This is a genomic window from Bradyrhizobium sp. AUGA SZCCT0431, assembly GCF_018131065.1.
Lineage (GTDB): Bacteria > Pseudomonadota > Alphaproteobacteria > Rhizobiales > Xanthobacteraceae > Bradyrhizobium.
In genome coordinates this window covers 265569-290049 of sequence record NZ_JAFCLR010000004.1, presented here as the reverse complement: position 1 = coordinate 290049, position 24481 = coordinate 265569, and the positions used below count along the sequence as shown (strand labels likewise).

General features: G+C 63.6%; 21 protein-coding genes, 1 tRNA gene and 2 pseudogenes. 6 read left to right on the top strand and 18 right to left on the bottom strand.

What is annotated here, in order from left to right:
• Window positions 1-207: 207 nt before the first annotated feature.
• Window positions 208-1185, top strand: a complete 978-nt coding sequence (locus JQ567_RS05830) for an ABC transporter substrate-binding protein (RefSeq protein ID WP_212437901.1) — start codon at window positions 208-210, stop codon at window positions 1183-1185.
• A gap of 501 nt (window positions 1186-1686) precedes the next feature.
• Here the strand turns inward: JQ567_RS05830 and JQ567_RS05825 are convergent.
• The 5 genes and pseudogenes from JQ567_RS05825 to JQ567_RS05805 all read right to left on the bottom strand — a co-directional run bounded on the left by JQ567_RS05825 (window position 1687) and on the right by JQ567_RS05805 (window position 4530).
• Window positions 1687-2481 carry an energy transducer TonB gene (locus JQ567_RS05825; protein ID WP_212437900.1) on the bottom strand — a complete coding sequence of 265 codons (795 nt, stop codon included), beginning with the start codon at window positions 2479-2481 and terminating at the stop codon, window positions 1687-1689.
• A 69-nt stretch (window positions 2482-2550) separates the two neighbouring features.
• Window positions 2551-3024, bottom strand: coding sequence for a TonB system transport protein ExbD (exbD, locus tag JQ567_RS05820; protein ID WP_212437899.1), 474 nt, complete (start codon window positions 3022-3024; stop codon window positions 2551-2553).
• A 3-nt stretch (window positions 3025-3027) separates the two neighbouring features.
• Complete coding sequence (gene exbB, locus JQ567_RS05815; RefSeq protein WP_212437898.1) at window positions 3028-4005, bottom strand: tonB-system energizer ExbB; 978 nt, start codon at window positions 4003-4005, stop codon at window positions 3028-3030.
• A pseudogene (locus JQ567_RS05810) lies at window positions 4002-4214 on the bottom strand (PKHD-type hydroxylase); the annotation flags it as partial. The pseudogene JQ567_RS05810 and the gene exbB, both read right to left, overlap by 4 nt.
• 128 nt (window positions 4215-4342) lie before the next feature.
• Window positions 4343-4530 (bottom strand): annotated as a pseudogene (locus JQ567_RS05805) (hypothetical protein).
• 370 nt (window positions 4531-4900) lie between these two features.
• On the opposite strand from JQ567_RS05805, the gene JQ567_RS05800 reads away from it, so the two are divergent.
• From JQ567_RS05800 to JQ567_RS05790, 3 genes are all read left to right on the top strand, one after another.
• Window positions 4901-6070: an efflux RND transporter periplasmic adaptor subunit gene (locus JQ567_RS05800; protein ID WP_212437896.1), complete on the top strand. Its 1170-nt coding sequence runs from the start codon at window positions 4901-4903 to the stop codon at window positions 6068-6070.
• Window positions 6067-9213, top strand: a complete 3147-nt coding sequence (locus JQ567_RS05795) for a multidrug efflux RND transporter permease subunit (RefSeq protein ID WP_212437895.1) — start codon at window positions 6067-6069, stop codon at window positions 9211-9213. The genes JQ567_RS05800 and JQ567_RS05795 overlap by 4 nt, the downstream gene beginning before the upstream one ends.
• 121 nt (window positions 9214-9334) lie before the next feature.
• A complete protein-coding gene (locus JQ567_RS05790; protein WP_212437894.1) occupies window positions 9335-9913 on the top strand; it encodes an invasion associated locus B family protein in 579 nt (192 codons plus the stop codon).
• A gap of 18 nt (window positions 9914-9931) precedes the next feature.
• On the opposite strand, the gene JQ567_RS05785 is transcribed toward JQ567_RS05790, so the two are convergent.
• Complete coding sequence (locus tag JQ567_RS05785) at window positions 9932-10669, bottom strand: spermidine synthase (RefSeq protein WP_212437893.1); 738 nt, start codon at window positions 10667-10669, stop codon at window positions 9932-9934.
• Window positions 10670-10872: 203 nt separating this feature from the next.
• On the opposite strand from JQ567_RS05785, the gene JQ567_RS05780 reads away from it, so the two are divergent.
• A tRNA-Gln gene (locus JQ567_RS05780) sits at window positions 10873-10946 on the top strand.
• Between the two features lie 135 nt (window positions 10947-11081).
• On the opposite strand, the gene JQ567_RS05775 is transcribed toward JQ567_RS05780, so the two are convergent.
• From JQ567_RS05775 to JQ567_RS05745, 7 genes are read right to left on the bottom strand one after another with little or no spacing between them, the layout of a single operon-like run.
• Window positions 11082-12233, bottom strand: coding sequence for a CaiB/BaiF CoA-transferase family protein (locus JQ567_RS05775; protein ID WP_212437892.1), 1152 nt, complete (start codon window positions 12231-12233; stop codon window positions 11082-11084).
• Window positions 12234-12251: 18 nt separating this feature from the next.
• The gene (locus JQ567_RS05770) at window positions 12252-12938 is read right to left on the bottom strand and encodes a nitroreductase (protein WP_212437891.1); all 687 of its coding nucleotides are present in this window, start codon (window positions 12936-12938) and stop codon (window positions 12252-12254) included.
• Entirely contained in the window at window positions 12935-13975 is a 1041-nt protein-coding gene (locus JQ567_RS05765; RefSeq protein WP_212437890.1) for a phosphotransferase family protein, read from the bottom strand. Before JQ567_RS05765 ends, JQ567_RS05770 begins: the two co-directional genes overlap by 4 nt.
• Window positions 13972-15222: an acyl-CoA dehydrogenase family protein gene (locus tag JQ567_RS05760; protein WP_212437889.1), complete on the bottom strand. Its 1251-nt coding sequence runs from the start codon at window positions 15220-15222 to the stop codon at window positions 13972-13974. The genes JQ567_RS05765 and JQ567_RS05760 overlap by 4 nt, the downstream gene beginning before the upstream one ends.
• Window positions 15223-15260: 38 nt before the next feature.
• On the bottom strand, window positions 15261-16046 hold the full coding sequence (locus tag JQ567_RS05755; protein ID WP_212437888.1) for an SDR family NAD(P)-dependent oxidoreductase: 786 nt from the start codon (window positions 16044-16046) through the stop codon (window positions 15261-15263).
• 10 nt (window positions 16047-16056) lie between these two features.
• A complete protein-coding gene (locus JQ567_RS05750; RefSeq protein ID WP_212437887.1) occupies window positions 16057-16818 on the bottom strand; it encodes an SDR family NAD(P)-dependent oxidoreductase in 762 nt (253 codons plus the stop codon).
• A complete protein-coding gene (locus tag JQ567_RS05745) occupies window positions 16815-18473 on the bottom strand; it encodes an AMP-binding protein (protein WP_212437886.1) in 1659 nt (552 codons plus the stop codon). Before JQ567_RS05745 ends, JQ567_RS05750 begins: the two co-directional genes overlap by 4 nt.
• 235 nt (window positions 18474-18708) lie before the next feature.
• Between JQ567_RS05745 and JQ567_RS05740 the strand changes: the two genes are divergently transcribed.
• Window positions 18709-19728 carry a zinc-binding dehydrogenase gene (locus JQ567_RS05740; RefSeq protein ID WP_212437885.1) on the top strand — a complete coding sequence of 340 codons (1020 nt, stop codon included), beginning with the start codon at window positions 18709-18711 and terminating at the stop codon, window positions 19726-19728.
• 83 nt (window positions 19729-19811) lie between these two features.
• Here JQ567_RS05740 and JQ567_RS05735 read toward each other — a convergent pair whose 3' ends face one another.
• From JQ567_RS05735 to JQ567_RS05715, 5 genes are all read right to left on the bottom strand, one after another.
• Window positions 19812-21029, bottom strand: coding sequence for an ABC transporter substrate-binding protein (locus tag JQ567_RS05735; protein WP_212437884.1), 1218 nt, complete (start codon window positions 21027-21029; stop codon window positions 19812-19814).
• Window positions 21030-21065: 36 nt separating this feature from the next.
• A complete protein-coding gene (locus JQ567_RS05730; protein WP_212437883.1) occupies window positions 21066-21761 on the bottom strand; it encodes an ABC transporter ATP-binding protein in 696 nt (231 codons plus the stop codon).
• Window positions 21758-22456 carry an ABC transporter ATP-binding protein gene (locus tag JQ567_RS05725; RefSeq protein WP_212437925.1) on the bottom strand — a complete coding sequence of 233 codons (699 nt, stop codon included), beginning with the start codon at window positions 22454-22456 and terminating at the stop codon, window positions 21758-21760. The genes JQ567_RS05730 and JQ567_RS05725 overlap by 4 nt, the downstream gene beginning before the upstream one ends.
• 1 nt (window position 22457) lies before the next feature.
• A complete protein-coding gene (locus JQ567_RS05720) occupies window positions 22458-23438 on the bottom strand; it encodes a branched-chain amino acid ABC transporter permease (protein WP_212437882.1) in 981 nt (326 codons plus the stop codon).
• A gap of 65 nt (window positions 23439-23503) precedes the next feature.
• Window positions 23504-24361 carry a branched-chain amino acid ABC transporter permease gene (locus tag JQ567_RS05715; protein WP_192734598.1) on the bottom strand — a complete coding sequence of 286 codons (858 nt, stop codon included), beginning with the start codon at window positions 24359-24361 and terminating at the stop codon, window positions 23504-23506.
• Window positions 24362-24481: the final 120 nt, after the last annotated feature.

Below are 24481 nucleotides of genomic sequence, written 5' to 3'. Positions count from 1 at the left end.
AACCGGCTTAGAAATTGTCCGCTTATCGGGGTAGATCGGAAGTGAACGTCGCACGCTCAAAGCGACGCGAATGACCCAAAAGAGACATTGGGTCGCCACTAAGGGCATCGGCACGCCCCCTTTTCCGCGATCCAGGTCCCACACAACTTGGCCGCGATGTGGTACCCTTTGGCCCAAACGCAGAGCGAGGTCCCGTCGGGGGAGTAGATGAGACGGCGCGAGTTCATTGGTCTGCTCGGCAGCGCGGCGGCTTGGCCGCTCGCGGCGCGGGCGCAGCATTCGGGCAAGCCGCCAACTATCGGATACCTTGGCTCGAACACGCGCTCTCCACACGCTTTGACCGGATTCCATGCGGGGCTAAAAGAGCGCGGTTATGTCGAGGGTCATAACGTGAGATTCGAATACCGCTGGGCGGCAGGTTACTACGATCGGCTAGGAGCATTGGCGGCCGATCTGGTGCAGCAGCAAGTGTCGGTCCTCGTCGCTTCCGGCGGCATCCAAGCCGCCTTAGCGGCGAAGGCCGCGACCGCAACCATCCCCATCGTATTTGGGCATGGCAGCGACCCGGTCAGATTCGGTCTTGTGGCAAGCCTCAATCGACCGGGCGGCAACATCACGGGGATAACGTACCTCACCACGGCGCTCGAGTCGAAGCGACTGGGGCTGCTGCACGAGCTAGTGCCCGGAGCAACCGACATCGCCGTGCTCATAAATCCCACCAATCCGAATGCGGAGAACCAGTCGAAGGAGCTGAAGGAAGTTGGCAGCACGCTCGGGCTGAAACTGCACTTCGCGAACGCCAGCAGTGAGCGGGAGTTCGACATGGCCTTTGCGACCATTGTCCAAACGCCCGCGGGAGCGCTCCTGGTCGCGAGCGACCCGTTCTACTTCAACCGGCGTGAACAATTGATCGCATTGGCGGCACGGCATTCGATCCCGGCGATGTATGATTTCCGCGCGTATGCTGAAGCGGGCGGCCTAGCGAGCTACGGAACCCATCTGACCGATGCCTATCGCCAAGTTGGCATCTATGCTGCACGGATTCTCCACGGCGAAAAGCCAGCGGACCTGCCGGTCATGCAGTCCACCAGGTTCGAGTTCATGATCAACCTCCAGACCGCCAAAGCGCTGGGCCTCGAAATCCCACCGAAGCTGCTCGCCCGCGCCGACGAGGTGATCGAATAGAGACGCAACTTGCTGCGGTTTGGGTCCGTTCCTGGCAGATTGTGTTGCAAAAGTCGAAAATCGAGTACCCCTAAGAATCTCGCGAACGATGATCTTTGGACTTCTCTGCCGCTGCGTCGCTTTTCAACGCCACTACGGAGGTCCGTGATCGATTTTGGATGAAACAATATGGTCCCTCACGTCGCCGTGCGTAAAACGCATCAGCGGCTCTATGAATTTTCGTTCGTCACCCCAAAAAGACTTTTGCAACAAAATCGGCACTTTCCGGAAGCCGCGGCATCGTTAGCGCAAGCCCGAGATAGCCCCATTAGCGACATCGTTTCTTAGCAGGGGTCGGCCTATCGCAACAGCGTCAATAGCTCGCCGCGCCCTTCGCATCGCATCATAGTTCCGCGCGTCGAAAGCCCGCCGTCACGCCTCGAACAGTTTACGTATCGACTTTGGAACACATGAGTCCGCGTGGCCCAACTTGATCGTGTCGTCGGCAGCGCGCTACCCCGCTCAGCCCTTCTTCGATTTGACTCGGAAGATCACCGGCACGGTAAAGCTCAACCCCTCGTCCGCGATCAATGGCGGCGGCGCGGGCACGGGATCGGAGCGCCGCACCATTGAGAGTGCGGCCTCGTCGAAGGCCGCGTCGCCGGATCCTTTTTCGATGCTGACCGAAAGCACGCGCCCCATCCGGTCCAGCGTGAAACGAACAGCGATTTCGGCGGCCTGCTGCGAGCGACCCTGTGGATATTTCTTGTGCTTGTCGAGATGGGCGGACAGTTCCTTCTGCCAGGTCGCACGCACGCGGCGCGCCGTCTCGCCGGTGCCGATGGCCGGTGCGATCGAGCGCGGCCCCTCCGGAATCGCCTCGGAACTGGGGGTGGCGGTTGCCTCTGACGCGACTGACTCCGTCGAGGCTGCGGTCTGCACCGCCGCGATCTTCGGATCGTCTTCCTTGGGCTTTTTCGACTCGGTCTCCGTCACCACCCGGTCCGCTTCTTCGGGTTCGGTTGGCTTGTCCTGCGGCAGCTCGGTTTCCTTGACCTCGGCCTTCTGCTCGGCGAGCTGGGGTGACGCCGTCGACGCATCGGTATCCGGGCCCGGCGGCAGGTCGGTCACCTCGCGGTTGACCGAGGCCATTTCGAGCCCGATCTCGATCGCGGTCGCGCCGAGCGCATCGTCGGCCTCTTCGGCCTGCAAATGCGAGATCGCCAGCGCCGCGCCGCCGATGTGGAGCGCGAGCGCGCAGACGCCTGCGAAAACCCAGAGCCGCCGGGACGTTGTTTGTTCGTCGAGGTCAGTCATCAGTTACCCGTAGCGTTTTCAAGCGAAGTGGGTGCCGGTTCGCGTGAAGAAAACGCGTCAAAAAAAGAATCAAGGTTTCGATTCGGCCGGCGCCGGCGCTGCCGACGCCGCCGCATCCGGAACGCCTTCGAGTGTCACCAGTTTGAGCTTGGAATAACCGCCGGCGCGCAGGATCTCCAGCACGTCCATCAACTCGCCATAAGGCACCGCGCGGTCGGCGCGCAGGAACACATATTTATCCTTGCTCATATCCGGCATCGCGTCGAGCGAGCGCACCAGATCGACCCGCTTGACCAGGTTCTCGCCGATCGCGACCGCCAGATCCGGCTTGATGCTGACGTAAGTCGGCTTGTCCGGTTTCTTCTGCGGTGTCGCCGTCGATGTCGGCAGGTCGATCGGAAGATCGACGGTCGAGAGCGGCGCCGCCACCATGAAGATGATCAGGAGGACGAGCATGACGTCGATGAACGGCGTGACATTGATTTCGTGCGATTCCGCAAAATCGCTGTCGTCGTCGTCGCTGTCTGCAATCGAAGCGCCCATCGCCTACTCCGCCGCCGCGCGGGAATGCGAACCGCCGACATGGGTACGATCGAGATCGCGCGACAGCAGCCGCCCTGCGGCGCCCGACGCACGGCCGACCAGTTCCAGGTAGCCCTTGGTCACGCGCGAAAAGTGATTGTAGATGATGACGGCGGGGATCGCGGCGACAAGACCGATCGCGGTCGCCAGCAGCGCTTCGGCGATACCGGGCGCCACCACGGCGAGATTCGTCGTCTGCGATTTCGAGATGCCGATGAAGCTGTTCATGATGCCCCAGACCGTGCCGAACAGTCCGACGAAGGGCGACGTTGCACCGATGGTGGCGAGCAGGCCCATGCCGAGCCGGATCCGCCGCGCCTCGGCGCGCACGATCTCGGCAAAGCTCGACGCCGCACGCTCCTTGATGCCGGCGTCGCTCGAGATACCCGCCGATAGCCGCGCTTCGCGCATCGCGGCGGCGAGCAAGGACGACAGCACACTACCCTTCGCGCCCAGCGCGAACTGCGCTTCCGCAAGCGAGCGGGAGTCGCTGATCTTCTTGAGCGCATTGCGCAGCTTGCGCTGGATGACGGTCATCTCGATCATCTTGGCGATGAAGATGGTCCAGGTCAGCAGCGAGGCAAAGGCGAGACCGATCATGACCGCCTTGACCAGCACGTCCGCCGACTTGAACATCGACCACGGCGACAATTCGCGGAGTTCCGCAGCGGCGGCCTTCAGCAGCTTGTCACGCTCGGCCGGCGCCGCGGTGGCTTCTGCAGCCGGGGATGCGGCAGTTGGCGCTGCGGCCGCCGACGGCGCGGGAGCCTGAACGGCCGGAGGTTGTGCAGCCGGCTGCCCCGCCGCGGGAGCTTGCTGAACCGCAGGCGCGGGCGGCGCTGCAGGCGCCATCTTCTGCTGGGCCGACGAAGGCACGGTCGACGAAAGCATCGCCAAGGCGGCGATTACAGCGAGGGTGGTTCGAGCAACTATGGAATTCATACTTCGGCCCAGTAGCGGATTAGGTTGTGATAGATGCCGTCAATTTGACCGTTTCAGGGTCATCGCGCCCAGGTCGCTCTACCAGGGCCTGGATCAACGTAGATCGAAATCAGGCTACGCGCATATGCATCCCGTACCATGCTCTGCAGCCAGAAAAAAGCCGCCACAGGCATACCTAGTGTGAGATGCAAACTAGAAGCACCGTAAACAGGAGGTCCCGGCCGGACCTGATTTCGTGGAACCATAAGGCCTCCTCTGCCGGCTTTGCAGGCCTAGATTTGAAGGGTTCTAAATTGATCGAAACAAGCGGCCGCCAGATCGGCACCTCGCCGCTTGATCAATCCGGGCTCGGTGGCTTCATCAGCGAAACAACTGATCGACCTTCGCTTCCGCGATCTGCCTGACACGATCGGCGTTTTCCATCCCGGGGATGTTGACGCCTGTCACCACCGCTTTGAGCTCGTCGCGGAAGTCGGTGAGCGTCGCAACTTGCTCGCGCGTTCTGGACGACATCCAGACATCCAGTGGTGTTTCAAACCGTTTCGAAATCGCGCGACTGCAATTGCGGAAGCTCGACGAGCCGTTGATCTCGCCGCGCGAAACGTTGACGCGGTGGCGATTATCCGGAGCTTCACAGGACTCGCCTCGCCATGACTCTTGATACATTCACCGCGGCAGACATTCACCACGGCGCAGCAGGCGCGAAACGCCCGGCGGGTTGCGCAATCGGCAGGCATTGCAGAGCAACACTTTTGATCAAGCTGCGAGGCTTCAAACCTTTCCAATTGTTTAGGATTCTTCAAGTCTTAGTGTGTTTACACCCAAACGGCGCGCATATTACACCGGACTTCGCTGGGGACGCTTTTGAATACCCTCCCGAACCCAAGAAGCCTGCATGTCCAAATCGCGCACGATCCGTCTGTTATTGCTGATCGGTGCAATGGCCGGGCTCGGCTATTTCGGCTGGCAGCGATTCCATGGCGAAGACCACACTGCCCGGGCCGATCATTCGCAAAGGCCTGTACCGGCCCGCGTCGCCGTCAAGACCGCGGCCGTCGAGAAGGCCGATTTCCCGGTCTATCTGACCGGCCTTGGTACGGTGCAAGGCTTTAATACTGTCCTGGTCCGCACCCGCGTCGATGGCCAGATCAACCGGATCGCCTTCCAGGAGGGTCAGTTCGTCAAGCAGGGCGATACGCTGGTCGAGATCGATCCGCGGCCGTTCCAGGCGACGCTCGATCAGGCCAAGGCCAAGAAAGCCCAGGACGAAGCCAATCTGGCCAACGCCAGTCTCGATTTGCAGCGCTTTACCAAGCTCGGCGAATTCGCAACCCGGCAGCAAACCGATACCCAGCGCTCCACCGTCGCGCAGCTGACGGCGCAGATCGAGGCCGACGCCGCGGCCATTTTCAATGCGCAAACCCAGCTCGACTACGCCACCATCAAGGCGCCGATCTCCGGGGTTGCGGGCCTGCGCCAGGTCGACGTCGGCAACATCGTCAATGCCGCGACCCAGACCGGCATTGTGACCATCGCGCAGATCGAACCGATCGCCGTGATCTTCACGGCCCCCGAAGATCAACTGCCCGATATCAGGGCTGCACTAGCGGTGGCGCCGCCGGAGACGATCGCGCTGTCGACCGACGGCAAGCGCGTGCTGTCGACGGGAAGGCTGGCGCTGATCAACAACCAGGTCGACACCACGAGCGGCACGATCCGGCTCAAGGCGCTGTTCGACAACAAGGACCATGCGCTGTGGCCGGGCCAGTCGGTTTCGACCCGGCTGTTGATTGCGACGCTGAAGGACGCCACCGTGGCGCCCGACGATGCGGTTCAGCATGGGACCGACGGCCTCTACGCGTTCACGGTCGACCAGGACAACAAGGCCGCACTGCGCAAGATCAAGGTGACGCGGTCGATCGACGGACGCTCCGTGATCGATGAGGGATTGTCGCCCGGCGAGCAGGTGATCACGGCAGGCCAATACAAGGTTCAGCCGGGTACGCTGGTTTCGACCGCGGTCGCAAGTTCGGACCCGGTGCCGGCCAAGGTCGGCGCAAAATGAGCGGCGGAATCTCCGCGCCCTTCATTCGCTACCCCATCGGCACCTCGCTGATGATGGCCGGCATTCTGTTCATCGGTCTCGTCGCCTATCCGCTGTTGCCGGTGGCACCGCTGCCGCAGGTCGATTTTCCGACCATCCAGGTCTCCGCCAGCTTGCCGGGCGGCAGTCCGGAGACCATGGCCTCGTCGGTGGCGCAGCCGCTGGAGCGCCAGCTCGCGCAAATTCCCGGCATCGCGCAGATGACCTCGACCAGCTATCTCGGCACGTCAGCGGTCACCATCCAGTTCGATCTCAACCGCTCGATCGATGGCGCCGCCAACGACGTGCAGGCCGCGATCAACGCCGCTGGCGGTCAATTGCCGAAGAACCTCCCCTCGCCGCCGACCTATCGCAAGGTCAACCCGGCGGATTCGCCGATCCTGCTGCTGTCGGCGACGTCGGACACGCTGCCGCTGACCACCGTCAGCGATGCCGTCGACACCCAGCTCGCCCAGCAGATCAGCCAGATTTCCGGTGTTGCGCAGGTCATCATCGGCGGCCAGCAGAAGCCCGCGATCCGCATCCAGATCGATCCCGCCAAGCTCGTCGCCAAGGGCCTGTCGATGGAGGATGTGCGCAGCCAGATCGCGATCACCACCGTCGACAGCCCGAAGGGCAATATCGACGGCGCCACCCGCGCCTACACCATCTACGCCAACGACCAGCTGCTCGATTCCAAGGACTGGAACGACGTCATCATCGCCTATCGCAATGGCGGACCGCTGCGGGTTCGCGATATCGGCCAGGCCGTCACCGGCCCGGAAGACGCCAAGCAGGCGGCCTGGGCCAATGGCAAACGCGGCGTGTTCCTCATCGTGTTCAAGCAGCCCGGCGCCAACGTCATCGAGACCGTCGACAAGATCAAGGCGACGCTGCCGCGGCTGGTCGCGGCGATCCCGCCTGCGATCAAGATCGAGGTCATCAGCGACCGCACCCAGACCATCCGCGCCGCGGTCGAGGACGTGCAGTTCACGCTGCTTCTCACCATCGCGCTGGTCGTGATGGTGATCTTCATCTTCCTGCGCAGCTTCTGGGCAACCGTGATCCCGACCATCACGGTGCCGCTGGCCCTGCTCGGCGCCTGCGCGCTGATGTGGGTGTTCGGCTATTCGCTCGACAACCTGTCGCTGATGGCGCTCACCATCGCCGTCGGCTTCGTCGTCGACGACGCCATCGTGATGCTGGAGAACATCACCCGCTACATCGAGGAAGGCGAAACGCCGATGGCCGCCGCCTTCAAGGGCGCCAGCGAAATCGGCTTCACCATCGTTTCGATCTCGATCTCGCTGGTCGCGGTGCTGATCCCGCTGCTGTTGATGGGCGGCATCATCGGCCGGCTGTTCCGCGAATTCGCGGTCACGCTGGCGATGACGATTTTCGTATCGATGATCGTGTCGCTGACGCTGACGCCGATGATGGCCTCGCGCTTCCTCAGGTCGCATCATGAGACCCGGCATGGGCGCTTCTACCAATGGAGCGAAAGCGCGTTCGATACGATGCTTCGCGCCTATGAGCGCGGCCTCGATCTGGCGCTGCGCTGGAAATTCACCACGCTGATGATCTTCTTCGCGACACTCGGATTGTCGGTCTACCTGTTCGTGATCATCCCGAAAGGCTTCTTCCCGCAACAGGACGTCGGCCTGATCACCGCCACGTCCGAGGCCAGCCAGGACATCTCGTTCGCCGACATGAAGCGGCATCAGGAGGAACTCGGCAAGATCGTGATGGCCGATCCTGACGTCGCGACCATCGCCATGAACATCGGCGGCAGCGGCAGGGCCGGCAACAACGGCAACATGTTCATCACGCTCAAGCCGCGCAACGAGCGCAAGGCGTCAGCGCAGGAGATCATCGCCCGGCTGCGGCCCAAGCTGGAAAAGGTCGAGGGCGCCCGGCTGTATATGCAGGCGGCGCAGGACGTGCGGCTGGGCGGCCGGCCGACGCGAACCCAGTTCGAATTCACGCTGCAGGACGCCAATCTGGCCGAACTGAACGAATGGGCGCCGAAGATCCTGGCGAAAATGCAGACGCTGCCCGAACTGCGCGACGTCGCGACCGACCAGCAGACCAATGGCACCACGGTGGAACTGAAGATCAACCGCGACACCGCCTCGCGCTATGGCATCCAGCCGCAGTTGATCGACGACACGCTGTACGACGCCTTTGGCCAGCGCCAGGTGACGCAGTACTTCACGCAGCTCAACAGCTATCACGTGATCCTCGAGGTGCTGCCGGAGTTGCAGGGCAGCATCGACACCCTGAACAAGATCTATGTGAAATCCCCGACTACCGGCGACCAGGTGCCGCTGTCGACCTTCGCGAAATGGACCAGCGTGCCGGTGCGGCCGCTGTCGATCAGCCACCAGGGCCAGTTCCCGGCGATCACGATCAGCTTCAATCTCGGCCAGGGCGTGGCGCTGGGCCAGGCGACCAACGCCGTCCAGAAGGCGATGGTCGAGATCGGCGCGCCGACGACGCTCAACTCGAGTTTCCAGGGCACCGCGCAGGCCTTCCAGCAATCGCTCGGCACCGTGCCGCTGCTGATCCTCGCCGCGCTCGTGGTGGTCTATCTGATCCTCGGCATTCTCTATGAAAGCTACATCCACCCGATCACGATCCTGTCGACGCTGCCGTCGGCCGGCGTCGGCGCGCTCGCGATCCTGATGCTGTTCGGATTCGATTTCAGCCTGATCGCGCTGATCGGCATCGTTCTGTTGATCGGCATCGTGAAAAAGAACGGCATCATGATGGTCGATTTCGCGATCTCGGCGGAGCGCGACGAGCAGTTGGAGCCGGAGGCCGCGATCCGAAAGGCGGCGCTGCTGCGTTTCCGCCCGATCATGATGACGACGATGGCAGCCCTGCTCGGCGGCGTGCCGCTGATGCTCGGCACCGGCACCGGATCGGAAATCCGCCAGCCGCTCGGCTATGCCATGGTCGGCGGCCTCATCGTCAGCCAGGCGCTGACGCTGTTCACGACGCCGGTGATCTATCTCTATCTCGACCGGCTCTCCAATGCGTTTGCGCGCTGGGGGCGACCGGCGCATCCCGATCGCGAGGCCGATCCGGACCAACAGGGCGCGGTCAAGCAAGCCGCCGAGTGAACTCGCTTCGCGCGTGATGGATTGCCAGTGATTTAACCCTGCAAGCGATCCGGCCGGCGAGTTACTTGACTTTGCGCCCCTGACGGCACATCCGAGAGCGACATATTTCGGAGCCGGATCAGTGAAAATTTCAGCAACGCTCGCATTCGTCGTCGCCGTTACGCTTGCCTCGCCCGGCTTCGCCCAGGCGCCGCAGGCGCCCAAGGCCAAGGCCGGGCCGCGTGCAGCCCAGGCAACGCCGTCGCCGACGCCGGCCCCGCAGGCCGATGCTGCGCCGGCCAACACCCCCGCCCCTCCCGGCTGGGTCGCGCGCTGCTCCAGCCCAAGCCGCGACGCGCCGCTCGAATGCGCGGTCGAGCAAACCGCGGTGCTGACCAAGACCGGACAGGTGATCGTGCTGCTCAACATCCGCGTCGCCGGCGAAACGCGCCAGCCGATCGCCATCATCCAGCTGCCGCTCGGGCTTAACCTGCCGGCGGGCGCCAAGCTTCAGGTCGACGACGGCAAGGTTTCGGATTTGCAGATCCAGACCTGCGAGCAGCGCGGCTGCTACGCCAACAGCGCGATCCCGGCGGATATGCTGGCGGCGATGAAATCCGGCAAGCAGCTGAAAGTGTCGTTCCAGAACATGGCCAAGGAAAGCATCACCATTCCGATGCCCCTCGCCGACTTCGCCGCGGCCTACGACAAGATCAAGTAACGGCGCGCGTCGATGGCCTCAGCCGGCGCCCTCCGGCAACTCCGCTTTCACGGCCACATAAACCGTGTTGCTGGCATCGTGATCCCCGCGCCAATTGTCGAAAGTCACGACATGGGTTGTCGAGGTCGCAAAGGCGCCCGCCAGCACGCGCTCGAACGCATCGTCGGGCGGATCGTTCGACCACAGCGCGAACACGCCGCCCGGCCGCAGATGGCCGGCGAGCCGCGCCAGCCCTTCCGGCTCGTACAGCGCGGCGTGCCGCGGATGCAGCAGCTTGCGCGGCGAGTGATCGATATCGACCAGCACGGCATCGAAACGGCGGCCCTGTGCACCCGTGTCGAACCCTTCGGCCGAGGACGACATCGCAAAGAAATCGCCATGGGCCAGGCGGCAGCGCGGATCGCTAGTGAGCTCCTTGCCGAGCGGCAGCAAGCCCTGCTCGTGCCATTCGATCACTTCGGCCAACGCATCGACCACGATCAGTGAGCGCACGCCGGCGTTTTCGAGCACCGCGCGCGCGGTGTAGCCAAGCCCGAGGCCACCGACCACCACGTCCAGATCCGCGCGATCGAGCGCCGCGAGGCCAAGCCGCGTCAGCTCGATCTCGGCCAACGTGTACTGGCTCGACATCAGAAACTCGTCGCCGAGCTTGATTTCGTAGACGTCGACATCGGACATCGGCCGCCTGCGGCGCCGCAGGCTGAGCACGCCCATCGGCGTCGGGCGGAAGTCGAGTTCTTCGAACAAAAGGCTCATTGGCCAAGGCCCTGACTGCGGCCCCGGCCGCGCCCCAAAAATACCGGCGGATTTGCCGGCCCTTTGCAACAACGCCTTCCCCGCGCGCTTGCCAAGGGCGCAAGGTAGCGAGTAGAAGGGCGCCAGTTCGCCGGATTCTCAGGATCCGGCCGAGAGCAATTGCCGGCCGACTTATTAAGCCATTGATGTCGTTCAGCAATTCTTGGGGAATGGTGTAACGGTAGCACAACAGACTCTGACTCTGTTTGTCTAGGTTCGAATCCTAGTTCCCCAGCCAAACTTCTCGAAAAAGCCAAACAGCGCTAACGCCGTAGACTCGAGCCCTCTGGATGCGGCCGCCGATGGTCTTGGATGGTCCCTTGGGCCGATAGAAGGCGCCTTCCCTGACCATTCTCCAGACTGCTCGACCACGTCAAACCTGCCCCATCGCGCGGGCGGTTTCCAATTCCACGATTTGCGCGGACGAAATCCCCCAATCCGCGAGTGCCACCCGGCTGTCACGTCCGGCGGATGGCGTGGGCCGGCGAAGGTCGGAAGGCGTGCGGGAAAAGCGCGGCGCAGGGCTCGGATGCCGGAGACCGTCAAACAACGTGTAGACATCGCGGCTTTGCATCTGCGGATGCTCCGGCGCTTCGTCGATCGTCAGCACGGGCGCAAGGCAGGCGTCGCGCCCCGCCGCTTTCGCGACCCACTCATCGCGCGTGCGCGTTGCGAAAATCCGCGCAAAGCGCTTGCGCATCTCCGGCCACGCCGCACGATCGTTCTGGTCCGGCAGACGTTCTCCGTCGATGCCCATCACCTTCAGGAGACTGGCGTAGAATTGCGGCTCGATGGCGCCCACCGCTATAAACTTGCCGTCGCTGGTGGCATAGCTGCCGTAAAACGGCGCGCCACCATCGACGATGTTGTCGGCACGCCGTCCGGTCCAGCTGCCCTGCTGTCGGAACGCCTGGAATGCCGACATCAAATGCGTGACACCGTCGATCATCGCGACGTCGATCGTCTGTCCGCGGCCCGATTGACGCGCTTCCATCGACGCCGCGAGCAGGCCCACCACCAGATAAAGCGCGCCGCCGCCGAGATCGGCGACCAGATTGAGCGGCGGCGGCGGCGGCCGGTCGGCATCGCCCAGGCAATGCAGCGCGCCCGTCAGCGCGAGGTAGTTGATGTCGTGACCCGCCTCCTGCGCCATCGGCCCCGCCTGCCCCCAGCCCGTCATGCGCGCGTAGACCAGCCGCGGATTGATCCCGTGGCAAATGTCGGGACCGAGCCCGAGCCGCTCCATCACGGAGGGACGAAACCCTTCGATCAGGGCGTCCGCCTTCGCCACCAGATTGAGCACAGCTGCGACCGCCTGCGGTTGCTTGAGGTCGAACGCGACCGAGCGTTTGTTGCGATTGTAGAAGTCGAAGCGCGGCGGCAAATCCGGCTCGACGCCCGGTTTGGCGATGCGGTCGATCCGCAGCACGTCGGCGCCGAGATCGCCGAGCAGCGCGCTGGCGAATGGCGCCGGGCCGATCCCGCCCATCTCGACGACGCGAAAGCCGTTCAGCGGTCCCGTCACGATGAAGTCTCCTCTGTCTCAGCGATGGAACCGGACGGCGTCGCCGATATCGGCGCGGCCGACGCGCGCTGCGTTGGCCTTGATACTGTGATCCTCGTAGCCAAACGAAACGCCGAACAGCAGTTTGTAATTCTGGGGAATGCCGAGCTGTTCGCGGATGATTTCAGGAAACAGTCCGAGCGCGCCCTGCGCGCAGGACGCGATGCCGCGCGCGGTCAGCGCCAGCATCAGGGTTTGCGCATACATGCCGATATCGGCCGCTTCGCGCGTATCGAATGGCGCCGGCATGAAGATCAATACGGCGTGCGGCGCGTCGAAGAAGGCGTGATTGCGGATATAGGCCATCTTGCGGCCAACCACGTCGCTCCGCTCGACCCCCATCGCGCCATATAATTTCTGCGCCGCGTCCACCTGCCGCTCACGATAGATGCCGGTGAACTTGCCGTCAGCCGGCCAGTCCGGCTTGATCGGCTCGTCCCGCATCCCGGCCGTGACCAGCGCTTCGCGCAGCCGTCTCAAGGCTTCGCCGGATACCACATGCGGCGTCCAGGGCTGGACGTTGCAATTCGACGGCGACCATTGCGCAAGTGCGAACACCTCGCGCAACGTCGCCTCCGGAACTTCGTCGGGCAGAAAGCCACGTACCGAGCGGCGACGCCGGATCGCCTCGTCGATGGTCATGGCGGGCCGTTCGCGCATGCTCATCGTTCTTCCTCGATCAGCGCGACACCGCGCTTCGCATAGGCGCGCGCCAGATGCCGTCCGACGCGCGCGGCGTCCGGCAACACCCCGGTGCCGAGATCGCCGCGCGCGGCGACGCCGGCGCTGCCGACTGCACCGCGAAACATCGCGAACACCTGGTGAAATCGCGTCAGGCGCTCGGTCGCGCCGGACAGTTCGTAATAGAGTTCCAGATAATCGGCCTCGGATGGAATGCCCATCTCGGCGAGAGGCAAGCCGAGCAATCCGCCATTCTCGTCCGGCGCCATCAGCCAGGCCTGGCTGTTGAAGGCGAGATCGACCAGGGGATGACCGAGCGTCGAGAGCTCCCAATCGAGCACGCCGATCACGCGCGGCTCTGTTGCATGGAACATGACGTTGGCGATACGAAAGTCGCCATGACAAAGCGTAACGGTCTCGCTTTCGGGCAGGCGCTCGGCAAGCCAGCGCACCAGCCTGTCGAGCGCCGGGTTGTCGTCATCGCCGCGACGGAATTTTGTCCATTGCTCCGACCAGCGCTTGAGCTGGCGGGCAAAATAGTTTCCGGGCCTGCCGAAATCGCCCAGGCCCAGCGCCCGGTAATCCAGCCTGTGGATGGCGGCCAGCGCGGCGCACATTGAGCGGAACAGCTCGGTGCGCTCGGCGCGGGCAAGTCCCGGCGTGCCGAACTCGTTGAAGACGCGGCCGTCCAGCCATTCCATGAGATAGAACGGCGTCCCGACGATCTCGCGATCCTCGCAGTAGCGATAGGGTCTTGGCGTCGGAACGGCGCTGCCTTGCAGCGCCGTCAAGACGCGATATTCGCGGTCGATCGCATGCGCCGACGGCAGCACGTTCCTCGGCTGCTTGCGCAGCACCGCGCGCCACGCGCCGCGGCGGACGAAATATGTCGGGTTCGACATGCCGCCATGCGTGCGTTCGACCCGCGTTGGATCGGCGCCACCGAGCCAATCCTTCAGATATTCATCGAGCCGCGCCACGTCGAAGTCGATGCCGCGGTCGGACGCGTCCGCCCCGGTCATCCGCTGCTCGCACGCTTGCCGCTGAAGTTGAACAGGTATTGCGCGACGCGCCTTATCTGCACTTCCTCGGTACCCTCGGTAATGCGATAGCGCCGATGATGGCGGTAGATGTGCTCGAACGGCAGTGCGCGGCTGTAACCGATGCCGCCATGCACCTGCATCGCCCGATCAGCCGCCTCGCAGCACAGCCGGTTGGCGCGGAAGTTACAGATCGACACCATATCGCTGATCTCCAGCGGATTCTGCCGGTCCATCTGCCAGGCGGTGCGGAAGATGAAGTTGCGCACCAGTTCGTATTCGGCCCACAGCTCGACCAGCGGAAACTGAACCGCCTGCTTCCGAGCGAGCGGCTCGCCAAAGGCGACGCGTGTTTTGGCGTATTCGACCGCCTTCAGGATGCAGTAGCGCGCGGCGCCCGCGCTCGCCGCCGCCTGGCGCACGCGGTTCTCGTGCACAAAGCGCTGCGCGACGACGAGGCCCTCGCCCTCCTTGTGCAGGATCGCGCTGTCGGGCACGCGCACGTTGACCAGTTCCGTCTCCGCGTGATCGCTGGGCATGTTGAAGGTCCAGTGATTGTAGAGCACGTGATGGCCGGGCGTATCGGTCGGAACGATGAAGGCGGTGATGCCCCTGGCTTCACCCGGCTTACCGGAGGTCCGCGCAAACACCAGATTGGCATGGGCGCGGGCCACCTGACTGTTCCAGCGCTTGCGGCCGTTGATGATCCAATGATCACCATCGCGCACGCCGGTCGTCTCCAGCCACGTTGCGTCACTTCCGTGTCCGGGTTCGGTCAGGGCGAAGGAAAGATGTTTCTTTCCGGTGATGATGCCCTCGATATAGCTTTTCTGCTCCTCGGTGCCGTAGTCGGCGAGCGCCGGAATGATGGGGAAATTGCCGACGATGGAGGATTCGTCCTGCAGATCATTGTGCAGGCCGAGTCCCTTGGCGGCGAGGTGCTCGCGGATCGCTGCGATCGCAAGGTTGGATGCGGCCTGGCCGCCGCATGATTTCGGCAGGCCGTAGCGCAGATGCCCTGCCTTGTCGGCGCGCCGCTCCATTTCGCCGATCAGCGCGCGCCATTCGGTGCGCGGGCGTCCGTCATCATCCCAGTCGGTTCGGGCATTCTCGCGGCGATGATCGAAGAATTTGATGTTGTCGCGCTCGAGCGGCTTGATCTCGGCCTCGATAAAGGCGTCCAGTTCAGCAAGCTTGTCGGTGATTTCCTTGGGCAGTTCGAAGTCCATGGCGCCTCTCCCGGTGCTCTCTTTGTGTTGGGCCGCTGCTATAGCGCGATCCGCCCATAAGGGTGGGTACTGCTGACGCCGCCATCAACCGAGAGCAATTGCCCGTCCACATAGGACGAATCATCGCTGGCAAGGAAAGCCGCGGCGGCGGCAATCTCCTCGGAACGCCCAGGTCGTTTCATCGGCGTCACATGGCCGAGCTTGCCTTCGACGCCCCGCGCCCGCGCATCTTCGAACACTTTTCGGGTCAGCTGCGTTTCCACCAGCCCAGGCAGCACGGCGTTGACGCGCACGCCGGTGCCGGCAAAGGCATTGGCCGCCGTCTGCGCCAGATTGTTCACCGCCGCCTTGCTCGCGCTGTAGGAGATGGCGCCGGCATTGGCACGCAGCGATGCGGCCGACGAGGTCAGGATGATCGAGCCGTAGCCCTGCGCCGTCATGTGACGGCCGGCATATTTGATGGCAAGGAAGCAACTGATGGTGTTGATGCGGTAGACTTCCGACCATTCCTCGACTGTCTGCTCCAGCAGCGGCGTGTTGGTCCCGGTGACGCCGATATTGGCGAAGAAGATTTCGAGCCCACCGAATTCCGACACGCAGCGCCGGACGATCTCGGCGACGTTTTCCTCGATCGCCGCGTCCGTGATCAACGCCGATGCAATGCCGCCTTCGCCACGGATTACTGCCGCGGTCTCCTCGGTATTGCCGGCGCGGCCGACCACCAGCACGGAAGCGCCTTCGCGCGCGAAACGGATCGCGCTCGCCCGGCCGATGCCGCTGCCACCGCCGGTAACGACCGCGCGCTTGCCCTCCAGTCGCTTCATCGCGCTTCTCCTATCTGGCAGGGATGGTCCAACCGCCATCGGCGGTGACGACGGCGCCCTGGATGTAGCTCGCGTCGTCGCTGGCGAGGAATGCGGCGAGGGCTGCGATCTCTTCCGGCTCGCCAAAGCGTCCGGCAGGCATCTCGGCTTGACGCGTTGCGATCGTCGCTTCATCGAATTGCGCGATCGAAGCCGGCGTGCCGATCATGCCCGGCGCGATCACGTTGACGCGAATCTTCTTTGCACTGAGCTCGATCGCCGATGCCCGCGAGAGGCCGACGACGCCGGCCTTCAGGGCGGAATAGGCAATGGAGTCCTTGGCGGGGTTGAACGCGGACACGGAACTCAAATTCACGATTGAGCCGCCGCCGCGACGCTCCATCTGCGGCGCCGCCGCTTGCGTGGTCCAGATCAGGCCGTGCACGCCGACCGCGAACATGCGGTCAAGGGTCTCGACTTCGATCTGCGCCAGCGGCTCGAAGCGCGCAAAGACGGCATTGTTGACAAGCACCGCGACCGGCGCGCCAAATTCGCTCTCGATCCTCGCAAAAAGGGCATGAACATCGTCGCGCTTGCCGACATCGACCTCATAGGGCTTGGCGTCGAACCCTTTGCTCTTCAACCCCTCGACCGCAGGCTCCAGACGGCGCGCGCTGACGTCGACACAGGCGATACGACCGCCCTCCTGCCCGAAGCGCTCGGCGATCGCCAGGCCGATCCCGCGCGCGGCGCCGGTGACGACACATACGCGATCCCTGAGGCGGGAATTCATGCGCTGGCCTTGTGCGGCGGCTCGGCGAACGCCTTTGCGATCTCACGCAGCTGGAACTTCTGCACCTTGCCCGCCGGGGTCTTTGGCAGATCGGCGACGATCTCGATGCGTTCCGGCCAATATTGTTTCGCGACCTTGTGCTCCGCCATCAGGGCCTGTACGGCGGCCAGATCGAGCGTCTGGCCGGGACGCAGCACCACGAACGCGCAGGCGCGTTCGCCCAGTCTCGGATCCGGATAACCCACGATCGCGGTCGAAAGCACCGCGGGATGCTTGAACAGCAGGTTCTCGATATCGAAAACCGGCACGTTCTCGCCGCCTCGGATGATGATGTCCTTGATGCGACCATCGATGCGGATGTAGCCCTCGTCGTCCATGTAGGCCATGTCGCCGGTGTCGAACCACCCCTCGGCGTCGAACGGCTCCATGTCGGCGCGTTTGTAGTAGCCGAGGCACATCTGCGCGCCGCGCACCTTGAGCAGTCCCTTCTCGCCGACCGGTGCCGGAGATCCATCCATGCGAAGCACCTTTACGGCGACGCCCTCCAGCGGGCGTCCGTCGGTCTTCGACGATTTTTCGAGCGCCCGTTCCGGCTCGGTCAATGTGCTCGACAGCGATTCCGTCATGCCCCACAGCGAACAGACCTTGAGATCGAGCTCGCGGTAGACGCGATCGATCAATGCCGGCGGAATTGGCGCACCGGCGCAAAGGAATTTGCGTAAGTGCGCAGGCTTTGCCGCGCCACCTGCGACCGCCTCGCACATATCGGCAAGAAACGTCGCAGCACCCGCCGAGTAGGTAACGCCTTCATTGGCCATGATCGCGATGCCGCGCTTCGGCTCCCACACGTCCTGGAACACGACGGTGGCGCCGATCTTGAGGCCGAGCAGCATGCCGGCCGCAAAGCCGGTCATATGGCCGAGCGGCGAACAGACCAGCATGGTGTCGTTGGTGTCGAGGCCGAAACGGCCGGCCAGCGCGATATTGCAGGCCAGCAGCGTATTGAGGCAATGCATGACGCCTTTGGGCGAGCCTGTCGTGCCCGAGGTGAACATCAAGACGGCCATCTGATCGGCGGGAAGCGCGCCGATCTCCCCGATCGGGGGCGGCCCGAGACGATCGCTTCCGGAAAGCAGCGCCTGGTCGAAGCTGCTGGCCCCCTCGCCGTCGACGACGATGATGTGCTGAAGTTTTGGCAGTTTGGGCCGAAGCGACTGCGCCATCGCCTCGTGATCGAAGCCACGGAACAGTTTTGGCACGATCAAAAGCTTGGTTTCCGCGAAGTCGAGCATGTAGCTCAGTTCATGTTCGCGGAAGATCGGCATCAGGGGGTTGACGACGGCGCCGACCCGGAAGGCGGCGAGCGCGATCACGGCAAACTCCCACCAATTGGGCAGCTGAACCGAAATGACGTCGCGAGGGCCGACACCGAGGCCCTTCAAGGCGGCCGCCGCGCGCGAAATCAGATCGCCGAGTTCGGCATAGGTGAAGCGCTTGGCCTCGGGGCGATCGGCGCGGTCGGCCAGAAGGGCGAGCTTTCCCGGCGTGGCCGCGATGGTCGCTTGCAGAAATTCGTCGAAGCTCTTGTCGATCCAGAAGCCGCCTGCGCGCATCGACCGTGCGTGGGCGACGGGATCAAATCGATTTCCGCTCATGCGTTCTCTCCCTGAAATCATATCGCGGCGCTTGACGGCCCATTCGTTAGCTAGTGTACTAGTTTTCCGATGAACCGCAACTCCAAATTCGACCGGTCCGTTCACCTATCGAGACCGGACCGCGTACCGACCGCGGTGGGCGCGACGGCGCCTTGAGGGAACAAGCACAAGACGCATATGATAAACGTGTGTCCGAATACCGGAACGCGCGACGGGCGAAGCAGGAGAAGGCACCATGAAAGCGGCGGTCCTGGAACGGCGCGGAGCCGACGGCGTCAGCTGGCGGGATTTTCCCGATCCGGCCCCTGCCCCCGGCGAGTCCATGCTCAAGGTCGCGGCATCGTCGCTCAATCGCGTCGATCTCTACATGCGCGACAACGGGGCCGGGATCACGCACACCTTGCCGCAGGTGATGGGCGTGGAGGCCGCGGGCGAGATCGTCGAGGCCGAACCCGGCAGCGGGTTGGAGCCTGGCATGAAGGCCATCCTGTTTTCCGAGGCTTTTTGCAACAAATGCCGCTATTGCCTCGCCGGCGACCAGCCGCTGTGCGAGAACGTGAAGATCATGGGCGAGCACCGCCATGGCGGCTTTGCCGAATATATCGCGATGCCGAACCGATGTTTCCTGCCGTTGCCCGACGACGCCGATCTGGTCGCGGCGGGCGCGCTGATGACGGGTCACCTCACCGCCTGGCGCATGCTGTTCGGCAAGAAGACCTTGCAGCCCGGCGAGAGCGTCCTGATCGTCGGCATCGGCGGCGGCGTTGCGGTCGCCTGCCTGCAGCTGGCAAAACTGGCGGGCGCGCGGGTCTTCGTCACCTCGTCCAGCGACGCCAAGATCGAGCGCGCGATCGCGCTGGGCGCCAGCGGCGGCGTCAACTATCAGAAAGACCGGGTGTCGAACGCGATCCTGCAAATGAGCAATGGCGGCGTCGATATGGTGATCGACAGCGTCGGCGAAGCAAGTTGGGGTGAATCGCTGCGGTCGCTGCGGCGCGGCGGGCGGCTTGTCACCTGCGGTGCGACGACAGGTTCCAACCCGTCGGCCGATCTGCAACGCGTGTTCATCCGCCAGCTGGAGATTTACGGATCGACCGGCGGCAGCCTCAGTGAATTCCGCCAACTGCTCGATGTGTTCAATCGCGGTCTGGTGAAACCGGTCATCGATGCGACCTTTGAGATGGTGGACATACGCGCCGCATTCGATCATCTCGCGTCCGGCGCGCAATTCGGCAAGGTGTCGCTGGTGGCTTGACAGGCGTGCCGGAAACGGGCGCGGCCTGGCGCAGACAATTCGGCGCCGGCGTCGAAACTTGATCGACATCGGCGCCGGATCGCTCACTTCTTGCAGGCGGGATCGACCGGGGGAATGATGTCCGGGCCCGGCTCGATCTTCTTGATGTGGTAGGTCGGCTTGCCGTCCTTACCCGGCAGGATCTGGCTGATGGCCATCCGCCTTACCGCCTGATGATCACCCGCGCGCATCTCCACGTCGCCAAGCACCGTGTCGGCCTTGAGGCCCGACAGCGCCGTCCGCACCGCGTTGATGTCGGTCGAATTCGCCTTGTTGAGTGCGGCCGCGATCAGCTGAATGGCGGCGTACTGGTCAGCGCCGGTGTAAGGCGGCAGTTCGCCGTTGTACTTTTCGCTGTAGGCCTTCACAAAGGCTTCGGCCTGCGCGCCCGGGAAACCGGCAACGAAGCCGATGTTCTGGTAGACGCCCAGCACCGTGTCGCCCTGAGCGGGCAGCGTTTGCGGGATCACGAAGGAATTTCCCAGCACCATCTTGTACTTCTTGAACAGGCCGAACTGCTGTTGCTGCTTGGCGAGGTTGATGGCGTCGCTGCCGAAGATCGTCACGAACAGACCGTCGGCCGGTTCTGCGCCCAGCTCGGAAATCTTGGCGCCGAAGTCCGGCGTTCCGAACGGGGTGAACAACGTCTTCGCGATCGTTCCACCCTGCGAGGTAATCAAGCCCTTGAACTTGTCGGCGGAGTCGCGTCCTGCCGCGTAATCGACCGCAATGATGTCCCATTTCTTGACGCCCTGGTCCTTCAGGAATTCCCTGTAGGAACCCATGATCATCGAATCGTTGGCGTTGACCCGGAAATAATTCGGCGAGCACCCCTTGCCGGTCAGACCGTCGGCATTGGCCATCACTTCGACCATCAAGGCTTTCAATGCGGGAAGTTTCGCCTGCAGCGCCGGCGAGACGGACGAGGTGTCCATTCCGGTGATGAACAACGCACCATCCTTCTGGACGGCGCGTGTGGCGCCGTCCACGGCGGTATCCGGCGTGCCGGGATAGGTGATGAAGACGGCTTCAAGCTTCTTGCCGGCGCCGCCGCCGGCGGCATTGATCCGCTCGATCGCCAGATTGACCGCTTTGGTCTGGGTTTCCTTCAGGCCGGCCAGAGGTCCGCTGTCGATCAGCAGGACGCCGATCTTGACGGTATCGTTGGCGGAAGCTGTGGTCGGTGCCGTGGTTGCCATCGCGATGGCGAGGGCCGCCGAAAGCAGCGCGCCAAAGCCCGTACTGGTAAGTGCCTTCCTCATATGTCCTCTCCCTACGCCTGGTTTCAAATTTTCTGATTACAACGCCATCAGTGCCTGGTTCTCAGGAGCACCGATCGCCGGTGTCGGTCCTGAGCCGACGACTTCTCCCTTGGCCAGAATGATGAATCGATCAGTCGCACGCTTGACCAGATTCAAATGTTGCTCGACCACCAGCACGCCGGTTCCTGCCTGACGGATCGTATTGAGCGCGCCGACCAGCCCGTCGATCAGCACCGGCGAAAGGCCCTCCGACGGCTCGTCGAGAAAGAACAGGCTCGGATTGGCCATCAGCGCCCGGCCGATCGCCAGCATCTGCTGCTGGCCGCCGCTCAACATGGTGCCGGGCCGGTTCGCGCGCTCTTCGAGCACCGGAAACAGATCGTAGACGGCTTTTAGATCCCAATACCCCGCCCTGCCCGTCGCCTTGCTGAGCAGCAGGTTCTCCTTGACGGTCAAATTGGGCAGGATGCGACGGCCCTGCGGCGCAATCGAAATGCCGAGTTTCGCCGCCATATAGCCGGGCAGATGATCGACCCTGCTGTCATGCACCCAGATCGCGCCGGAGATGATGTTGGTCTCGCGAAAAACCGAAAGCAACAGCGTGGACTTGCCCGCCCCGTTGCGGCCCACCACGGCCACCGATTCCCCTTCATTGACCGTAAGGTCGATCCCGTGCAGCACCGTCGAGGCGCCGTAGCCTGCAACCAGCTTCTCGATGCGGAGCGCGCTCATGCCGCGGTTCCAAGATAGGCGGCGACGACGCGATGGTCGGCGCGAATTTCCTGCGGCGTGCCGGTGGCGAGGTGGCGGCCGAGGTCGAGCACGGTGACCTTGCCGCAGCATGCGAATACCGCGTCGACATCATGCTCCACCACCACAGCCGCGATCTTCCGCTCGCGCACGAGATCGCGCAGATGCTCGAACAGATGCAGCGTCTCCGCCGCCGAAAGGCCTGCGCCCGGCTCGTCCAGCAACAGCAGATGCGGGCGGCCGATCAAGGCCAGGGCGACGTCCACCCTGCGCTGCACGCCGTAGGCGATGCGGCCGGCTTTCTGGTGCAGATAGCCGGCAAGATCCATCACCTCGATCACGTCGTCGAGCCTGTTGTCGCCAAGATGCTGCGCCACCAGATGAAGCTGCTCGTGAACGGTCAGATCCTGGAACACGCTGGTGCGCTGAAACGAGCGCGCCATGCCCTGCCGGCGCCGCCAGGCCACCGAGCGCCGCGTGATATCCTCGTTGCGATAGCGAACGGTTCCCGCAGCCGGACGGCGGCGGCCGCAAACCGCGTCGAGCAGTGTGGATTTACCGGCGCCGTTGGGACCGATCACGCCGTGAAGGATGCCGTCGCCAAGGACTTCCAGATCGACGTCCGACAGGGCCCGGACCGATCCATAGCTCACGGAAAGATTCTCGATCTTGAGCATGTCAGGATGTCTCCCGTCGTCCGCCGAACGCGAGCTTCCGCAGCCATGCCATGCTCGACAATCCGCCGACGACACCGCGCGGGAAAACCACGATGAACACGACGATGGCGATGCCGGTCAAAAGCTGCGTCAGCCCGCGCGCGCCGAATTCATCCTGCGCAAAGGAGAAGATCACGCCGCCCAGCAGCGGTCCCACGGAGCCGGCGATGCCGCCCATCAGGGCCGCGACCAGCGCATTGGTGCTGACCGCAATCCCGAGGCTCTCGGGCGAGACGAAGCCGGCGTTGAGTACGTGCAGCAGGCCGGCAACGGCGGCGACGATGTTGACGAGCACATAGGCGATCAGGCGCGGCAGATAGGTGTCGAATCCCGAGAACCGCATGCGTTCCTCGTTCTCGCGCACCGCGCGCAGGATCGCGCCGAGGCGGGAGCGGCCAACGGCCCAAAGCGCCAAACCGGAAAGCCATGCCGCGACCCACATCACCAGCCAGAACCGCGCCGGGCTGGCAAAGTCCGCGGACTCCATGCCGAATACCGTACCTTTGAAGCTGACGACGAGGCCGTCGGCGCCTCCGGTATAGTCGCGCAATGCTTCCAGCATGACGGCGTGGCTGATCATCTCGCCGGCGGCCAACGTCAGCATCATGAAAGCGAGCGGATTGGTGCGCACGATGAGCGCGCCGAGAACGGTGGCGTACACGACAATGATGAGAAAGGCGGCGCACAGCGCCACCATCGGGGTTAGGTTCCAATCGTTCATGGCGATGGCGAACAGCAGACCGGAGCCGCCATAGATGCTCGCCGCGCCAAGCGCCACCAGTCCGGCCTGGTTCATCAGGAACGCGACGCTGAGGGCGAGCATGCCGAGCAGCAACCCTTCATTGGCCAGCCGGAGTACGAAGTCGCCGGCGAAGCGGGTTGGCGCCACCGCGCCCACCACGAACACGATCGCAACCGCGACAAGGGTCAGAGGAACGCGCAACGACGATCCGCCCATTGCGCCAAGTGGGGCAACACGCTCGCTTGCCGCGGTCGTTGTCCGGTTACTCAATTGAGCACCCTGCCGCGCCCGATGCCGCGGGGAGCGACCAGCAACACGATCATCAGCAAGATGTAGGGAACCAGGGCAGCGATATTCGGCAGGAAAACCGATCCCGCGACCTGCATGAACCCGAACAGCAGCGCCGCGACGATCGCGCCGCCGATGCTTCCGGTGCCGCCAATCACCACGATGATGAGGCAGTTGACGATCATCGTGACGTCCATTCCCGGGTCGATCGACAGATAGGGACCTGCCAGCACACCGGCGACCCCGGCGAACGCGGTACTGAGGCTGGTCACCAGCAGGCTGAGCCGGTCGGCATTGATGCCCATCATGCGCGCAACGGACGGATCCTGACTCACGGCGCGGACATAGAGTCCCGAGGATGTGTATCTGAGCCACAGGGCAAGCAGCGCGCACGACCCCAGCCCCATGATGATCAGAAAAATGCGGTAGACCGGATAGGACAGGTTCAGGACCGTGACCGACCCGGACAGGATCTGCGGCGCATCGACGCTGCGCGCAACGCCGCCATAGAAGAAGATGATGATCTGTCCGAGGATGATGCCGAGGCCGAGCGTGACCAGCGCGACCTCGATATGCGACCTGCCTTGCAGCGGCCGCAGCGCCAGATACTCGAAGGCTACTCCGAGCAGCGCAAGCAGGATCGGCACCACGATCAATGCCAGCCAGAATCCACCGACCAGCGAGACCGTGTAGCCGAGATAGGCGCCGAGCATGTAAATCGCGCCGTGGCCGAAATTGATGACGTCGCGCAGCCCGTAGATCAGCGCGAGGCCGCTGGCGAGCATAATCAGCAGCGAGGCAAGCGCCAGCGAATTGGCGATCAACAGCGCGATCACGCCGGCGCCCTCTCGTCATGCGTCAGCGGACGAAACGCGTCCGTCCGATACGCCGTCAATTTGCGCACCCGCTTCCGCAAAACACCCTCCCCGCCACGTTAGGCGTGCGCCAAAGATCCG